The organism is Exiguobacterium sp. s6, from assembly GCF_018618155.1.
GTDB lineage: Bacteria > Bacillota > Bacilli > Exiguobacteriales > Exiguobacteriaceae > Exiguobacterium > Exiguobacterium mexicanum_A.
Genome location: NZ_JACSLN010000001.1, coordinates 83439 through 98150 on the forward strand (window position 1 = coordinate 83439; position 14712 = coordinate 98150).

19 protein-coding genes are annotated in these 14712 nt (G+C 53.6%); 6 read left to right on the top strand and 13 right to left on the bottom strand.

What is annotated here, in order from left to right:
• Positions 1-21: 21 nt before the first annotated feature.
• The 4 genes from kynB to KNP75_RS00560 all read right to left on the bottom strand — a co-directional run bounded on the left by kynB (position 22) and on the right by KNP75_RS00560 (position 4424).
• Positions 22-645 (bottom strand): arylformamidase, encoded by a 624-nt coding sequence (gene kynB, locus KNP75_RS00545; RefSeq protein ID WP_214796539.1) that lies wholly within the window; start codon positions 643-645, stop codon positions 22-24.
• Between the two features lie 14 nt (positions 646-659).
• Positions 660-1499, bottom strand: coding sequence for a tryptophan 2,3-dioxygenase (kynA, locus tag KNP75_RS00550; RefSeq protein WP_215189291.1), 840 nt, complete (start codon positions 1497-1499; stop codon positions 660-662).
• Positions 1500-1510: 11 nt separating this feature from the next.
• Positions 1511-2788 (bottom strand): kynureninase, encoded by a 1278-nt coding sequence (gene kynU, locus KNP75_RS00555; protein WP_034779576.1) that lies wholly within the window; start codon positions 2786-2788, stop codon positions 1511-1513.
• A gap of 121 nt (positions 2789-2909) precedes the next feature.
• Entirely contained in the window at positions 2910-4424 is a 1515-nt protein-coding gene (locus KNP75_RS00560; RefSeq protein ID WP_034779574.1) for a BCCT family transporter, read from the bottom strand.
• A gap of 164 nt (positions 4425-4588) precedes the next feature.
• Here KNP75_RS00560 and KNP75_RS00565 point away from each other — a divergent pair, with 164 nt between their 5' ends.
• Positions 4589-5443: an HAD family hydrolase gene (locus tag KNP75_RS00565; RefSeq protein WP_138858645.1), complete on the top strand. Its 855-nt coding sequence runs from the start codon at positions 4589-4591 to the stop codon at positions 5441-5443.
• Positions 5444-6001: 558 nt separating this feature from the next.
• On the opposite strand, the gene KNP75_RS00570 is transcribed toward KNP75_RS00565, so the two are convergent.
• Positions 6002-6334, bottom strand: a complete 333-nt coding sequence (locus KNP75_RS00570) for a hypothetical protein (protein ID WP_034779571.1) — start codon at positions 6332-6334, stop codon at positions 6002-6004.
• Between the two features lie 97 nt (positions 6335-6431).
• Between KNP75_RS00570 and KNP75_RS00575 the strand changes: the two genes are divergently transcribed.
• A complete protein-coding gene (locus KNP75_RS00575; RefSeq protein ID WP_034779568.1) occupies positions 6432-6593 on the top strand; it encodes a hypothetical protein in 162 nt (53 codons plus the stop codon).
• Positions 6594-6608: 15 nt separating this feature from the next.
• Here KNP75_RS00575 and abc-f read toward each other — a convergent pair whose 3' ends face one another.
• Complete coding sequence (gene abc-f / locus KNP75_RS00580) at positions 6609-8447, bottom strand: ribosomal protection-like ABC-F family protein (RefSeq protein ID WP_215189293.1); 1839 nt, start codon at positions 8445-8447, stop codon at positions 6609-6611.
• 326 nt (positions 8448-8773) lie between these two features.
• Here abc-f and KNP75_RS00585 point away from each other — a divergent pair, with 326 nt between their 5' ends.
• Positions 8774-9691 (top strand): DMT family transporter, encoded by a 918-nt coding sequence (locus tag KNP75_RS00585; protein WP_214796545.1) that lies wholly within the window; start codon positions 8774-8776, stop codon positions 9689-9691.
• 37 nt (positions 9692-9728) lie between these two features.
• Here the strand turns inward: KNP75_RS00585 and KNP75_RS00590 are convergent, their stop codons facing one another.
• From KNP75_RS00590 to KNP75_RS00610, 5 genes are all read right to left on the bottom strand, one after another.
• A complete protein-coding gene (locus KNP75_RS00590) occupies positions 9729-9914 on the bottom strand; it encodes a hypothetical protein (protein ID WP_021065953.1) in 186 nt (61 codons plus the stop codon).
• A gap of 15 nt (positions 9915-9929) precedes the next feature.
• Positions 9930-10841 carry a Gfo/Idh/MocA family protein gene (locus KNP75_RS00595; RefSeq protein WP_215189295.1) on the bottom strand — a complete coding sequence of 304 codons (912 nt, stop codon included), beginning with the start codon at positions 10839-10841 and terminating at the stop codon, positions 9930-9932.
• Between the two features lie 84 nt (positions 10842-10925).
• Positions 10926-11639, bottom strand: coding sequence for an anti-sigma factor (locus KNP75_RS00600; RefSeq protein WP_034779530.1), 714 nt, complete (start codon positions 11637-11639; stop codon positions 10926-10928).
• Positions 11636-12196 (bottom strand): RNA polymerase sigma factor, encoded by a 561-nt coding sequence (locus tag KNP75_RS00605; protein ID WP_214796550.1) that lies wholly within the window; start codon positions 12194-12196, stop codon positions 11636-11638. The genes KNP75_RS00600 and KNP75_RS00605 overlap by 4 nt, the downstream gene beginning before the upstream one ends.
• A gap of 115 nt (positions 12197-12311) precedes the next feature.
• A complete protein-coding gene (locus tag KNP75_RS00610) occupies positions 12312-12563 on the bottom strand; it encodes a hypothetical protein (protein WP_214711245.1) in 252 nt (83 codons plus the stop codon).
• Positions 12564-12625: 62 nt separating this feature from the next.
• Between KNP75_RS00610 and KNP75_RS00615 the strand changes: the two genes are divergently transcribed.
• Positions 12626-13438, top strand: a complete 813-nt coding sequence (locus tag KNP75_RS00615; protein WP_215189297.1) for an HAD family hydrolase — start codon at positions 12626-12628, stop codon at positions 13436-13438.
• Here KNP75_RS00615 and KNP75_RS00620 read toward each other — a convergent pair.
• Positions 13421-13693 carry a sigma factor gene (locus tag KNP75_RS00620; protein ID WP_052090193.1) on the bottom strand — a complete coding sequence of 91 codons (273 nt, stop codon included), beginning with the start codon at positions 13691-13693 and terminating at the stop codon, positions 13421-13423. The genes KNP75_RS00615 and KNP75_RS00620 overlap by 18 nt on opposite strands.
• A 164-nt stretch (positions 13694-13857) precedes the next feature.
• Positions 13858-14073 (bottom strand): hypothetical protein, encoded by a 216-nt coding sequence (locus KNP75_RS00625; RefSeq protein ID WP_021065960.1) that lies wholly within the window; start codon positions 14071-14073, stop codon positions 13858-13860.
• 129 nt (positions 14074-14202) lie between these two features.
• Here KNP75_RS00625 and KNP75_RS00630 point away from each other — a divergent pair, with 129 nt between their 5' ends.
• Positions 14203-14436, top strand: coding sequence for a hypothetical protein (locus KNP75_RS00630; protein ID WP_029594535.1), 234 nt, complete (start codon positions 14203-14205; stop codon positions 14434-14436).
• Positions 14433-14633, top strand: coding sequence for a helix-hairpin-helix domain-containing protein (locus tag KNP75_RS00635; protein WP_215189299.1), 201 nt, complete (start codon positions 14433-14435; stop codon positions 14631-14633). The genes KNP75_RS00630 and KNP75_RS00635 overlap by 4 nt, the downstream gene beginning before the upstream one ends.
• Positions 14634-14712: the final 79 nt, after the last annotated feature.

Below are 14712 nucleotides of genomic sequence, written 5' to 3' on the forward strand. Positions count from 1 at the left end.
TTCGAGCGAAGGGGTGTTTGTTCAATCGAGCGAACGCAAGAGCGCGCGCACCGGACTGCCGTCTCCTTTGACAATCGGGAGCGGCACGGCGTTCAATTCGTAATCACCAGGGGCGATATGGTCGAGGACGAGACCTTCGAGAATGTGGACCCCGTTCCGGGCGAGTGCATGATGCGCCGCCATCTCTTTACTGTCGATTGCGTCGACCGACGGCAAATCGAGACCGATCAAGTAAATCCCAAGTTCGCCGAGACGATCAGCAAGTGACGGCGTGAGTTCAGGGATGTGGCTCGGGAACTCCTGCTTGTTCGGCCAGCCGTCCGTCTTTAAAATCAATCGTTCGACGCCGGTCAAGTCAAAGCCGTCCAAGTCCGTCGCTTCGATCCGTTCGCGGGCAGGGAGATGAATGACTCGGGCCGGACCGATATAGAGCCCGGGATCAAGGTCGATGACGCGCTGTCCGGCGTCGTCGAAATGGAACGGGGCATCGATATGCGTCCCGGTATGCAGGCTCATCGTCACTTTCCCGACGTTGACCGAACCGCTGGCGGCCATCGGCCAAGCGATCTCGTAACAGAATGCCGTGTCGCCCGGCCATGTCGTGATCGTGTCTTCAAGCGGTTGCGAAACATCAATCCATGTCATCGTGTTCGTCCTCCTCACAGTTTTGTCCGGACGGTCCAAAGTTCAGGGAAGAAACGGTGGTCGAGGACGCGGCGCAAGTAATTGACGCCTGACGATCCACCCGTCCCCATCTTTTGACCGATAATCCGTTCGACGGTGCTCATATGGTTGAAGCGCCACATCTGCTGTTGGCTGCCGATATCGAGCAGTTTCTCACCGAGCTCATACAAGTCCCAATACTTGTCCACGTCCCGGTACACATCGGCCCAAGCCGCTTCGACGCTCTCGTTCCATTCCCAGTCTTTCGTGACGTCCCGGTTGAGCACGGCGTCATCGATGGCAGGGCCACGGCGGTGCATTTCGCGAACGGTCATGTCATAGATGCTCGGTGCCTGAAGCGACGACTCGAGAAGCGGATACAGTTTCTCGTCATGGGCGTAGACGCTAAGCGTGCGTGCGTTTTTAAAGCCGAGGGCGAACTCGATTTGGCGGTTCTGGTACGATTGAAATCCAGAAGACGAACCGAGTTTGTCGCGGAACTCCAAATACTCGGCCGGAGTCAACGTCGCGAGGACGCTCCACGACTGGATGAGCTGTTGTTGAATCTTCGAGACACGGGCGAGCATCTTGAACGAACGCTCGAGCTCTCCCGTCTCGATGGCGGTCACGGCTGCCGTCAGTTCATGCAAAATCAATTTCATCCACAGCTCACTCGTCTGATGGATGATGATGAACAGCATCTCGTCATGATGGTCCGATAAGCGGTGCTGACTCGATAAAATCGGGTCGAGTTGCAAATAGTCACCGTACGACATGTCTTTCGAAAAGTCTGTCTGAATCGATTGCTCGACTTTGTGTTCAATCCGTTCACTCATATTGTTTCTCCTTAGGCCACGACTTCGCGGACGTTCTCGAACGCCTCGTATTCTTTGTTTTCCATAATTGTCTGTAACGTCATCACGACATCATACACATCGGTGAACGTGTTGTAGAGCGCGACCGGTGCGAGTCGGATGATGTTCGGGGCCCGGAAGTCCGGGATGACGCGATGCTGTTTGAGCGCTTTACAAATGCGGGCCGCCTCAGGGTGTTCGAGACTCAAATGGGCACCACGCTGTGTCTCGTTGCGCGGGCTGCCAATAATGAAGCCGTATGGTGCGAGCACTTCGTCAATCAGTACGGTCATATACGTCGTCAAGGCGAGCGATTTTTCGCGGATGGCGTCCATCCCGATTTCGTTGAACATCTCGAGGGCACCAAGTTGTGGGGCCAGGCTTAAAACGTGCGGCGTCCCGATTTGGAACGCACCGGCGTCATCGGCCGGCGTCATCGTATGATCCATGTCGAACTGTTTATCTTTGCGTGAACCGAACCAACCGGCAAGGCCAGGCGTCGTCCCGAAGTGACGCTCGTGAACGAATAGACCGCCGACGCTGCCAGGTCCACCATTCAAATGCTTATAGTTGCACCAGTAGGCGAAGTCGACACCCCAGTCGTGGAATGCGTGCGGGATGGCACCGACCGAATGACAAGCGTCCAAGCCGATCAAGATGTCTCGCTCGTGTGCCGCCTTGGCGAGACGGGCCATATCGAGGATTTGTCCGCTGCGATAGAGGACGGTTGGCAAGACGATCAAGGCGATGTCGTCTGTCATCGCTGCGATGATGTCTTCTTCCTTCAAGTAGCGTCCGTCCGGGCTCGAGACTTGGACCAAATGTTCGCTCGGGTCGAGTCCGCGGAGCTCGAGTTGACTCTTCAAAGCGTAAATATCAGATGGGAAGGTGAGTGTGTCGGCTAAAATCTTCGTCCGCTTCCCTTCCGGTTTAAAGAATGAGGCGACAAGTTGGTGCAAGTTGACCGTCGTCGACCCGGTGACCATCACTTCCTCGGCTCTGGCTCCGACGAGCGGGGCGTTAAGTGCGGCTAATTGTTCTGACAAGTTGAACCATGGGTGGCGTCCCGACATCCAGCCATCAATCCCGAGCTCTTTCCAATCGCTCAGTGATTCGAGTAACGTCCGTTCGGCCCGTTTCGATAACAGGCCGAGCGAGTTACCGTCCATATAAATGCCGTCTTGCGGCAAATAAAATTCTCCCCGGTATGGTGCGAGCGAGTCGCTGGCGTCGCGTGTTTCCGCGTACGCCCGTGTGAAATCTTGAGCCATATCATTTCCCCCTTTGACTTGCGTGTCATGCTGACAAAAGCGTAGCAATCGCCTTTGCACGTGTCAATATGGAGGGACGCATCCCCAAAAGAAAAGGCCGCCTTTGAGGCGACCCCAATTCCTATTTGATTTTACGGACATTTTCTTTGCGTAATAGACTGAACAGCGTGTACACCATCAGAATCAAGATGACGGTGAACGGGAGGGCGGAGATGAGTGAAGCGGTCTGCAATCCCTCGAGCCCGCTCGCGATCAATAGAACGGCGGCGATTCCGCCGAGCAAAATGCCCCAAACGATTCGGACAGTGAGCGGTGGATTCAAACTACCATTCGTCGTCATACTGCTGATGATGTACGTCGCCGAATCGGCTGACGTGATCAAGAAAGTAAGAATCAACAGAATCGACAAGACGGATAAAACAAAGCTGAACGGAAGTTCGGCGAACGTGACGAACAAGGCACTCGTCACATCGGCATCGACCGCTTGCGCAATCGATGTTCCTTCGAATAGGTCGAGGTGAAGGGCCGTTCCGCCGAACACGGCAATCCATAAGAGCGCGATGAACGGTGGCACGATGAGCACCCCGACGATAAACTCACGAATCGTTCGGCCACGTGAGACGCGGGCGACGAATGCACCGACGAACGGCGACCAAGCGATGGCCCATGCCCAGTAGAAGATGGTCCAATCACGCACCCACGTCCCTTGCTGGTATGGCTGCAAACGAAGACTGTAGCGGATAAAGTTCTGTAAGTAATCCCCTAACCCAAGCGTGAACGTCTCTAAAATAAAGATGGTCGGGCCGGCAAAGAACACGAATACCATCAATACGAGCGCGGTCCCGAGGTTGATATTACTGAGCCATTTGATGCCGCGGTCGAGACCGGTCGTCGTCGAAGTCAAAAACAAGACGGTCAAAACAACGATAATCAATACTTGGACGAGCGCTGTGTTCGGCAACCCGAAGACACTGTTCAAACCACCGTTGATTTGGAGCACACCGAGACCGAGTGACGTGGCGACACCCATGACGGTCGCGATGACGGCTAAAATATCAATCGTTTGATTGAGCGGCTGTTTATAAGCCCGGTCTTTAATGAGCGGAGACAGACTCGTCGAAATAAGGCCGTCCGCATTTCGGCGGAACTGGAAATACGCGATAATCAAGCCGACGATGGCGAAGACGGACCATTGGCTGACGCCCCAATGGAAGAAGGAATATGCCATGGCCAATCGAGCTCCTTCGACGGTCAGCTCGGTCGTATCCGCATACGGAGGGGTGATGAAATGGCTCATCGGTTCGGCAACGCCCCAAAAGACGAGTCCGACCCCGAAACCAGCGGAGAACAGCATCCCGATCCAAGTAAAGAACGGGTATTGCGGACGGTCCTGGTCCGTCCCGAGCCGAATCTTCCCGTATTTACTGAACGCAAGGAAGACGAGGAAGACGACGAACAAAAAGACGGCAAGTAAGTAAAACCAACCGAACGAACGGGTCGTGAAGTTGAAGATGTTCCCGGCAATCGTCGCGAACAACGTCGGACGAATCGCGCCAAACAGGACGAGGAGAGCGATGAGACTCGCCGAAATGTAGAACACGCGATTCAAGCGTGGCTTTTCAGGTGAAGTGTTCATGAGGACTCCTTTCCAAACGCACAAATTATTATTTAGGACTAATAAATATTTCCCTATTTGCGTGAAAGGAAAACGCCTATATGCCAGAATGGTGTCTTCTTTGCGTTGAGATGGATGAATTCGGGGAATGGAATGATGAGACGTGTTTGAAAGGAGATTGGAACATGAAATTGATTGCCATCGATTTAGACGGGACGTTATTGTCTCGAACTGGTGTCATCACAGAAACGAACCAAGACGCAATCCGGCGTCGCCAAGCCGAGGGAGATTTGGTCGCCATCTCTTCGGGCCGATCGATTCACGATATCGAAGAGTTGCTGCGACGGAGCAGATTGACTTGTCCAATCTTGTCCGGGAACGGGGCGATCGCTTTCTATGAGAATGAGCGCATTTATTACCACGCGCTCCCGAAAGACGTCGTACAGGAGTTGTGGGATGTGGCCCATGAGCACGGAGCGTACGTCGAATTTTATACGAATGCCGGGGTGAAAGTACTCCGTTCGGGTACCGATTTACTGAAGGGCGAGTTGGATGAGGTGTTGCCACACGACCAATCGTTCTCACGGGAATGGGGCGAGCGAGAGATTGAAATTCAAAACGAACAGTTCGGGCTGACATATGTTGATGCGATCGAGGACATCGATTTTGAGGCCGACGAAGTGTACAAAGTCTTTGTCTATTCGTTCGATCGGCGCAAACTGCACGAGCTCCGGAAACTGTATGAGCCCCGGACCGACATTTTGATCACGACGGCAGGCTGGACAAAAATCGAGATCGGTCATCCGAATGCGAGCAAAGGGATGGCCTTGACGCAGTTGGCAGAGCATCACGGCATTCCACAAGCGGATATTGTGGCCATCGGGGACAATTTGAACGACATCTCGATGTTCGAAGTGGCGGAAACGAGGATTGCAATGGGGAATGCCGTCGATCCGTTGAAAGACATCAGCACCCATATCACGAAGGATGTTGAGGATGATGGCGTCGCCTATGCGCTCGACCATTATATCGACGACTAAATTTTGGAGAAATGGTGAACAGGGATTCGATGTCACGTAAAACGGTTAATGTATTAGTGTAGTCCTCATTCAACGTGTTGAGCTGAAAGGGGGCAACGGATGAAACGAAGATTCAATCGTTGTTTGACTGAGGCCGGCTCGGTGAAACGAGAGACAAGTTGGTTGAAAGACCGGCGGACTAGGTGATCTCCTGATTCAAACTGTCGTCCACCTGACCTCGAGCGAGAGGTGAGGGGCAGACAAAAAGGATATGTGGGAGGCAAAACGTCTAGGAAGCTCGGTGTTTCAAAACAGGTGGGCATGATGAGGTTCATGATGGATTTCAACCTTATTACGTCGAAACGCAGTCATGGCCGTTTTGGAGGCAATGTCTCTGTGCAGGGCCAGATTGATGTTCAGACGAACGAACGCTCCGAAATCGCGTTCTGAACCGCGTCCATTTTCTAGCACGTATCGATTGATTGCATGGGACGGTCGGCCGGGAACTTTCTCGGTCGGGTGAAAGTCCGCTCTACTAGAAACGCTCACCGTTAAGCGCCACAGACGTGGCGCTTTTTCTTATGGGGCGAACGTGGCGACCCGGTCCGGTTGTTTGCCATCTGCTCGTTCAAACTTCACACGATGGCCGTCTGCGGCCTGTTCGACCTGAAACGTGTAAGCGGCGTCAGGTTCGTCTTCGAACGTCAAATCATAGACGTAGCCGCTTAAGGAAAGGGTACCGTCAATCGAATAGGTTTCCGCCGAAATGTTATAATGAGTCGCAAGGTACTGCTCCAAAGCCCGCTCGCGTTCTTTAATTTCGGTCGAGTAGCGGATGTAGAGGAACGTAGCGGCCGTGATGGTGACGACGAGGGTGAATCGGAGAATCGTCTCCCAGTTTCGTTTTGGCATGAGCGCGTCTCCTTTCCATATCTGTAAATAAGAATTTCAAAATATTTTACGAAAAATTCTGACAAATTACAAGAAAAAATTGTAGAGGAGTGACGACATGCCGAAAATATATTGGCTCGGGACGTTCGTGAGCGGATTGATTCTCATGATGATGGGGGAAACGGGTGCTGTCCCACGTATCGTGCCCTATTTTTTGATGGCGCTTGGCGTGACGGGCTTTCTCGTCCAAGCTTGGTTCGAACAAAAACGACGCCGCTAAGGGCGTCGTTTTTGATTAAATCGATTCGAGCAACTGATTCAACAATGTGTCGATGTCTGCTTGGAGCGCATCGGCTTGTTGCTGCAACGTCATTAATTCTTCTAAATCGTTCGTCTCATTCATCTGGTGCAGGAGTGCTTGATGTGCTGCTTCGAGATCGGTCAGGCGAGCTTCATCAACTGAGGTGTCGTGAGTCGTTTCTTGCTTCGGTTTTACGAGTTTCGGTTTAGGAACGGCGACCTCTGTGGTCATTTCATGTTGCCGTTTCTCGAGCGCATACGACACGTTTCCCGGGAAATGTGTCGCTGTCCCATCAAGCCAATACGTGATCGGGAACAGCTTGTTCAAGAAGTAGCGGTCGTGTGAGACGGCGACGAGCGTGCCGGTAAAACGGTCGAGTGCGTCTTCGAGTGCCTCACGCGCTTCGATGTCGAGATGGTTCGTCGGTTCGTCTAACACGAGCACGTTGATGTCCTCGTGCATGAGGATGGCGAGCATGAGCCGCATCTTCTCACCGCCGCTCAAATCTTTGACCGGTTTGAAGACGCTCGCGCCATAGAAGAGGAATTGGGCCAGCAATTGACGGGCCTTCCCTTCATCGACAGCGATGCGGTCACGGAACGCCTCGATGAGCCGATGGGAGTCATCAAAGTCGATGTGTTGGGACAAGTAGCCGATTTGGGCCCGTTCCGCTCGTCGCACCTCGCCTGTCGCCGGTTCGAAGTGACCGAGCAATACTTTCAACAGGGTCGACTTGCCGCTCCCATTTGGGCCGACGATGGCGATGCGTTCGCCATGACCGGCGTAGAACGAGACGTGTTCGAAGACGGTCCGGTCGTAAGTGACCGTCACGTCGGTCGCCTCGAACACATCGCGTCCGGTCCGCCCCTGAGCCGTGAACTGAATGTCCGGTTGAACGGCCTCGAGTCGTGGTTTTTTGATCGTCTCGATGCGGGCGAGCGCTTTCTCCATCGATTTGGCGCGCCGATAAAACTTCTCGTTCGGTGGATTGCCTTCGTTCGCCCACTGTCTTAGCTGTCGAATCGTTTCCTTCATCTTTTTGATTTTCTTTTGTTGCTCCGTATAGGCATGGAATTGATCGAGCAACTTCTTTTCTTTTTGGGCGACGAACGCGCTGTAGTTGCCATCAAAACTAGCCAACTCCCCGTCCTCACATTCGACGATGCGTGTGGCGACGGCGTCGAGAAACACGCGGTCGTGTGAGACGAGGAGAAGCGTGGACGGACTGTCACGCAGGAATGACTCGAGCCAAGTCATCGCTTCTAAATCGAGATGGTTCGTCGGTTCGTCGAGGATGAGCAGTTCCGGCTCTTGGAGCAACGCCAAGGCGAGCCCGACTTTGGTCCGTTCTCCGCCGCTGAGTGTGTCGAATGGGCGGTCGACGAAACTTGTGAGCCGTAATCCATCGATCATCGCATTCACTTTCGAATCGATGGCATAGCCGCCGCCGTTCTCATAGCGCATCTGCAGGGCGCCGTACGTCTCGAGGAGTGAGTCGATGTCGTCACTTGAGATCATCTGTTCCTCGAGTCGTCGCATCTCGTCACCGAGTCTCGTCAACTCGGCGAACGCGGTATAGAGTACGTCTCGCCCTGATTTACCGGGATGGGCAGGAATCTGGGCCAAATAGCCAATCGTCAGCCGTTGTTTTCGATAGATCGTCCCTTCGTCGGGCGAATCGGCGCCGACGATGAGGTGTAGGAGTGTCGTCTTGCCGCTCCCGTTCCGTCCGACGAGCCCGATTCGCTCGCCTGCGTTTACCTGAAGATTGGCATCGATTAAGACGGCGTGGCCGCCGAATTGTTTTTGAATATGTTGTAATTCGATTAACATAGATGGTTCCTCCTAAAGTAGAGGCCTATCAAAAAAACCGAGCGCAAAGAAGCGCTCGGCAAGAAAGAGAGGCGCTTTGTCGTATTTCAGCAATGTCTAAAAAAGGACAGACGGGTCCTGTGGTTACGCGACATCGTGAAAAATCGCACGCAAAATGTACAAATGTTCTGTTGACCAATGCGTACGTCCGACAAAGTTCACCTTTCTCCCTCCTTTCAATCATCATTAGAGTTATTGTAAGCGATTTCGGTCAGTTCGACAACTAGAGAGACAGGAATTTCAGGAAACGGTGTCGTATTGTTTAGGCATCAGAAAGGAGAGACGCTATGCGCAAGGAATGGCTCGGTGCTATCAGTTTAACGCTCGCCGCCAGCATTTGGGGCGGGATGTACGTCGTCAGTAAGTATGCGCTCGGCTATATCGAACCGTTCACGCTCGTCTGGATGCGCTACGCCGTCGCCTTTGTCGTTCTGTTTATAATGTGGTGGGCATTCGGACGCGAGCAGATTACCAGGAGCGCCTGGAAGTGGATCGCGCTCGTCGGCGTCATCGGATACGTTGCCTCGATTTCGTTTCAGTTCATTGGCACGAAACTATCCGACGCCCATACGGGATCGCTTGTGACGGCGGCGACGCCGGCGTTCATGGTGATCTTCGCCCGGTTGATCTTGAAAGAGCGGCTCACACCTGTCAAAATCGGGTCACTTCTGTTGGCGACGCTCGGGGTCATCATCGTCGTCGGCTGGCACGTCGAAGGCACGTATTTCATCGGTAGCCTCGTCTTGGTCGGTGCCGCCATCACGTGGGCGCTCATGTCCATCTATGTGAAAATCGCTTCCGAGACGATGTCGTCGTTAACGATCACGACGTTCGCCATCGGCATCGCCTTCGTATTGATGACGCCGCTCATGGGAATGGAAGTGGCCGCATCCGGTTTGCCGGATATGACCACGGTGTTGTGGCTCAGTGTGTTATACGTTGGCATCATTTCGACGGCCGGGGCGTTCTTCTTTTGGAACAAAGGGATCGAACTCATGGATGCGAGCGTCGGGTCGCTGTTTTTCTTCTTCCAACCGCTCGTCGGGGGTTACCTCGGCTGGCTCGTCCTCGACGAACGGCTCGACCGCAACTTCTTCATCGGTGCCGCCTGCATCATCACGGCCGTCACCTGGTCGACACTCACCGAACGACGGCAAAAGCGTGTCCGCGAGACACGTCAAGCTGAGGAGCGCCATATCTTATAACCAAAGACGACCGACCCGCTCTGGGCCGATCGTCTTTTTAAAATCCGTGATGATCGAGTTTGTCTTCGTCGCGTTTCATCTCGAGTTCGAGCCGCTGAATCGCGAGTTTCTCTTGCTCGATTTTGAGTCGAAGTTCTTCTAAACGCGCCTTCCGTGTCTTGTTGAACGTGTCTGCGGCGATGGACACGACGACGATGACCATGATGTAGAAAAAGAAATCCATTTGATACGCCTCCTTTCAGTGTGAGCCGAACAAATCCGTCACCAGCTGTTGTGTGAGGAGCGCCTCACGACCGTCCGTCATGATGGCCGTATCCTCGGTTACTGCCGAGATAAAGTGGTCGATCGCCCCTTGGAAGCCTCGTTGGGTCAGGAGCGTGTCCCATGACCCGAACGTCTTCGTTGAATGGGCGCCGTGCTCGAACCGTTGAAGCGTCACCATCTCATCGACCGTCACGCGAAGTCCGTCCCGGATGGCACTCAGCCCTTCGTGATTGGTCCCGGCCTTGCGGTGCATCGATGTCGTGTGCAGTCCGTATTCGTCTTGCCAGATATGGCGCGCGAAGTGGAGACCGTTCGCCTCGGTCGTCGCGATTTGGCCCGTCACTAAGCGCAACTCGCTTCCGGCGAAGTACCGGAGCGTGTCGACGACATGCAAATAATCGTCGAGCAACGTGAACTGATAGTCGTGGCCGCGCAATCCGTCCCCGCGATGCTTGACGAAGTCGAGCGTGTGGAATGGGGCTGCTTCTTTCACGTGCTGATACATCGGGGCGAACCGGCGATTGAAGCCAACCATGAGCTTCCGGTTCGTCTGCTCGGCCAGCTCGACGAGACGTTCCGCCTGTTCGATTGTCGCAGCGAGTGGTTTATCGACATACACATCGACACCGTTTGCGAGCAGATAAGAGACGACGTCGAAATGCGTCTCGGTCGAACTGTGGACGAACGCCGCGTCGACGGCTGCCGCGAGCTCGGGCAGTCCCGTGAATGATTCCATCCGGTGGGCTCGACAGATCGCCTCACGTTTGGCGACGGTCGGGGAATAGGCACCGACGAGTTCGAACGACGTGCTGTTCGTTAAAATCGGTAAGTACGCTTTCTGAGCGATGCCGCCGAGACCGACGACACCAATTTTAGGCTGACGCATATGTACCACTCCTTTTCTATCATCATAACGAAAAAAGAACCGAATGACACGTACGCGCGGTGCGTCAGGTCATTCGGTCCTTGCTTATAGGCTGGCACTGAGCACGATGTCGCCCTCGGGTGCCGTGTTGCCCCGTTCGGGTTCTTTCGTGACAGCAACGGTATCCCAGTCCATCTCTGATTCGGTCGAATCGAGCGTATAGATGACGGTCCCGTTCCCTTTGTCGTCCGTAACGAACGCCCCGGTCGGAATCGGCGAGCCGTCTTTTAACAACCAAACTTGATACACTTCGTTCGCTTCGAGCGCATCGAGTCCGTTCGTCTGGACGATGAGCTGGCGCTGGCCGTCCTGTTCGGCGAGGTAAGCCACGCCTTCCGATTCGCCTTCGAGCGGGACGGTCTCGGTCAAGGCGATGCCGCTCGGGTCATCTTGGTTCAAGAGCAGGTAGCCGTTCCCGATCAAGGAGAGCATGAGTGCGGCTGCGAGAGCGAGCGCTCCCCATGGCGTCTTCTGGTTCTTCTTCGTGGCAGTGAACGGTGTGATCGGGGTCGGTTCGTCTGGTTTCGACGCTGTCTCCGTATCGTCTTCTGCGAACACGTTGTCGAGGATGCGTGCCTTCATCCCGCTCGGTGGTTCAGCCGGTTCAGAGAGGAACGCGACGCCGCCGACGAGGGCCTCGAGTTGTTCGAGCTCTTCTTGACACGATTGACATGTCGCGAGATGCGCTTCGAACCGGATGCGTTCGTCTTCCGTCAAATGCTGGTTGAAATAATCAATCAATTGGTCACAAGCGTTCATCGTTCCACCTCCTTATCGATCAAATCATGGGATAGATGCCTTCGTAACTGTTTCAACGCTAATCGAATCCTTCCTTTTACGGTGCCGAGCGGGATGCCACACGCATCGGCGATCTTTTGTTGGCTGAGCCCTTGGAAATACATGAGACGGACGACTTGTTGTTGCTCGACCGGAAGCTCGGCCATCGCCGTCTCGATTTGCGTTCGCTCTTCTTGCCATTCGACCTCGGTCTCGACGGATGGGGCCGGGGACGGGATGGCTTCAGCGTAAGACTCGTCTAGTTGCAGGTCGGGTTTTCGTTTGCGAATCAAGTCGATCGTGACGTGACGGCTCATCGTGAACAGCCACGATTTGAATTTTCCTTTTGAGTCATCATATACGCCGCCGCCGCGCCACAGCTTGATGAATACTTCCTGCATCGCTTCTTCGGCGAGGTCGCGGTCTTTCGTCAACTGCATGACAAAGGCATACAGGATTCGTTCGTAGCGATCATAAAGTGCCTCGAGCGCTTGTTTGTCTTTTTGCCTGACGCGCTCGTACAATTCAATATCAGTCATGGCTGTCTCCTTTATCCATAAGGGAATCCCTTGTATTGATCTAACGGATGAAACCGTGAAATGGATGCCTATTTGAGGTGACTATTTTGTGAACGGTCGTTATGTAGTCCCGTGTTTAACGGGAGCATGTCGACGTCGCGTCACCGAGGCGGCGGAAGAGTTTCAAATTCAAGGCGCTGAGCAGTCGGTACGTCATAAAACTAATGAACGTCGCCGTGAGGAGCGTGACGAGAAGTGCGGGTCCGTTCGAGAGCCATTGTTGCCAAAATGAATATGTCCGTATGCCGAACAAAAAGGCGAAGACAAGTCCGAACCCGATCACGATTCCGCTATACTGACAGTAGTAGCGGCTTAAACGATTTTTCATGTTGCACGTCCTTTCTCCTTTTACTATACGAGAAGGGGTATGGCGACACAAGGAGGATGACGATGAAACGATTTACAAAGGAAGGTCGGACGCTCATCTGTTTTGATTTCGACGAGACGTACTTCCCGCATGCTTGCTCTGTTGACCAGTTAATACGATTGCGCCAACTCGAAGATTTTCTCGATATGTACTCGCATCGCTTATCGACGATGTGGGTGACGGGGAGTTCGCTCGAGACGATTATGGAGAAAGTGAAGCGGGCCGAGATGCGTTACTTCCCACATCGAATTGCGGCGAGTCTCGGGACAGAGCTGTATCAAGTGACGGCGTCCGGGCAACTAGAGCTTGATCCCGGTTATTCGTCACGTTTTCCCGATGATTTTTCAGACCGCGTCACCCAAGTCGTCGACAGGCTAGGGCGAACACTCACGATTGAACCACAGACGAATCTTGGCACAAGCGGCTGGATGCACAATTATTATTACTTCGGCGAGAGCGAGGATGAGCTCGAGCATATTCGTTCGAGTGCCGGTGACTTCGGGATTGCGGTCAACATCAGTCGTTGCAACCCGCTCGCCGGGGATCCGGCAGACGCCTACGATATCGATTTCATCCCACGAGGGGCGGGGAAAGTCGCTGCAGTCGACTACGTGTGCGACCGATATACGTTTCAAACCGAGCACGCCTACGCGTTCGGGGACAGTGGGAACGATTTAGGAATGTTGAGGTATGTCGGCAACGGCTATGTGCTTGGTAACGGGACGGAAGAAGCCAAACGAGAACATGGTCGTGTCACCGAGGGCATGTATGCGGATGGGATTCTAGAAGTGTTGCATCGAGCGGTAGAGCAGACGGGTTTAAGCGCTCGCGACTAGACGTAGCGCTGCGGTCTCCACACGCTCGAACAAATGCGTTCTCAGCCGATGAGTCGTCAAATCGAGCGGCAGACGCCGTTTCCAAAGCTCGGTGAACACCTCGGATAGGACGGCCTCGGCCAAGTCGGCTCGCGTCGTCAAGCGGAGGGCGAGCGAATATAAGATGCGCTCATAACGGTCGTACAGCAGTTCGAGCGCGGAAGTGTCGCGGTTTACTATGCGTGCGTATAAATCGTGATCGGATATGAATGACATGGTGGACTCCTTTTGAAATGAGACTATCTCGGGTTAAGTTGCGGGAAAATGACGTAACCTTCTTATTTCACTTATAAGGTGAGCGTAAACGGTTACTTGCTGATTCGAGCACATTCAAAAAACACCCGAGGTCCGCGTCTAGCGGCCAGGCGGGTGTTTTTGGGTTAAAACGACGTATAACAGTGCGGGCATGTCTGGGTGTTCCCACCGGACCGTTTGAACGTTTTCTTACAGTTCGGACACGTGACGGTCTCGGTGTCTTGGCCGAACAGGCTGCCGCGGTTGAATAAGACATTTCGTAAATTCGGTAAGGCTTTGGCGGCATAAATCATGGAGATGAATAGGACGATGGCCAAAACGGCCAACAGCAAATAGGTCATATTGGGTAAACCCCTTTCACGAAACATTCGTTTCTTCTAGCATACGTGAAATCGTTCGAGCGCACACCTCTAGACTGGAATTAAGAACAAACGTTCGGTATAATAAAGGTAACAAAGGAGGGAGATCAGATGAGGCAAGAGGTCATGCGTTGGATGCGGAACGGACAAGTCGTGGAAATGGTGTATATCGATCGGAACGGGGTCATTTCAAAGCGACGCGTCAAACTGATGAAGCTGCAAGGCGATCGACTTGTCGCGTGGGATATACGCAAGAAGGCCCGTCGGACATTTTGTATGGAACGTGTCCTCGCCTGTCTCCCGACGATCGAACGAGATTCAGGACGAGAGGAGGGAATTGGATGACACCACTTCCGAAATGTTCGGCGCCGGCCGAACGGGCGCTCAAGGCCGCCTATATCGATACGCTCGAACAGTTGGCCACGTATACGAAGCAAGAGATTACGGCCTTACATGGGGTCGGGCCAAGTGTGCTGCGAATCTTGGAAACCGCGCTTCATGAGCAAGGACTTCGGTTCACCGACAGCGAAATACATTCCTAGTCCCGTCCTGGACTAGGAATTTTTTGGTTGGGCGATTGCATTGCACGTAAAAAGGGAAGTAATATATTTGTCATCTCCA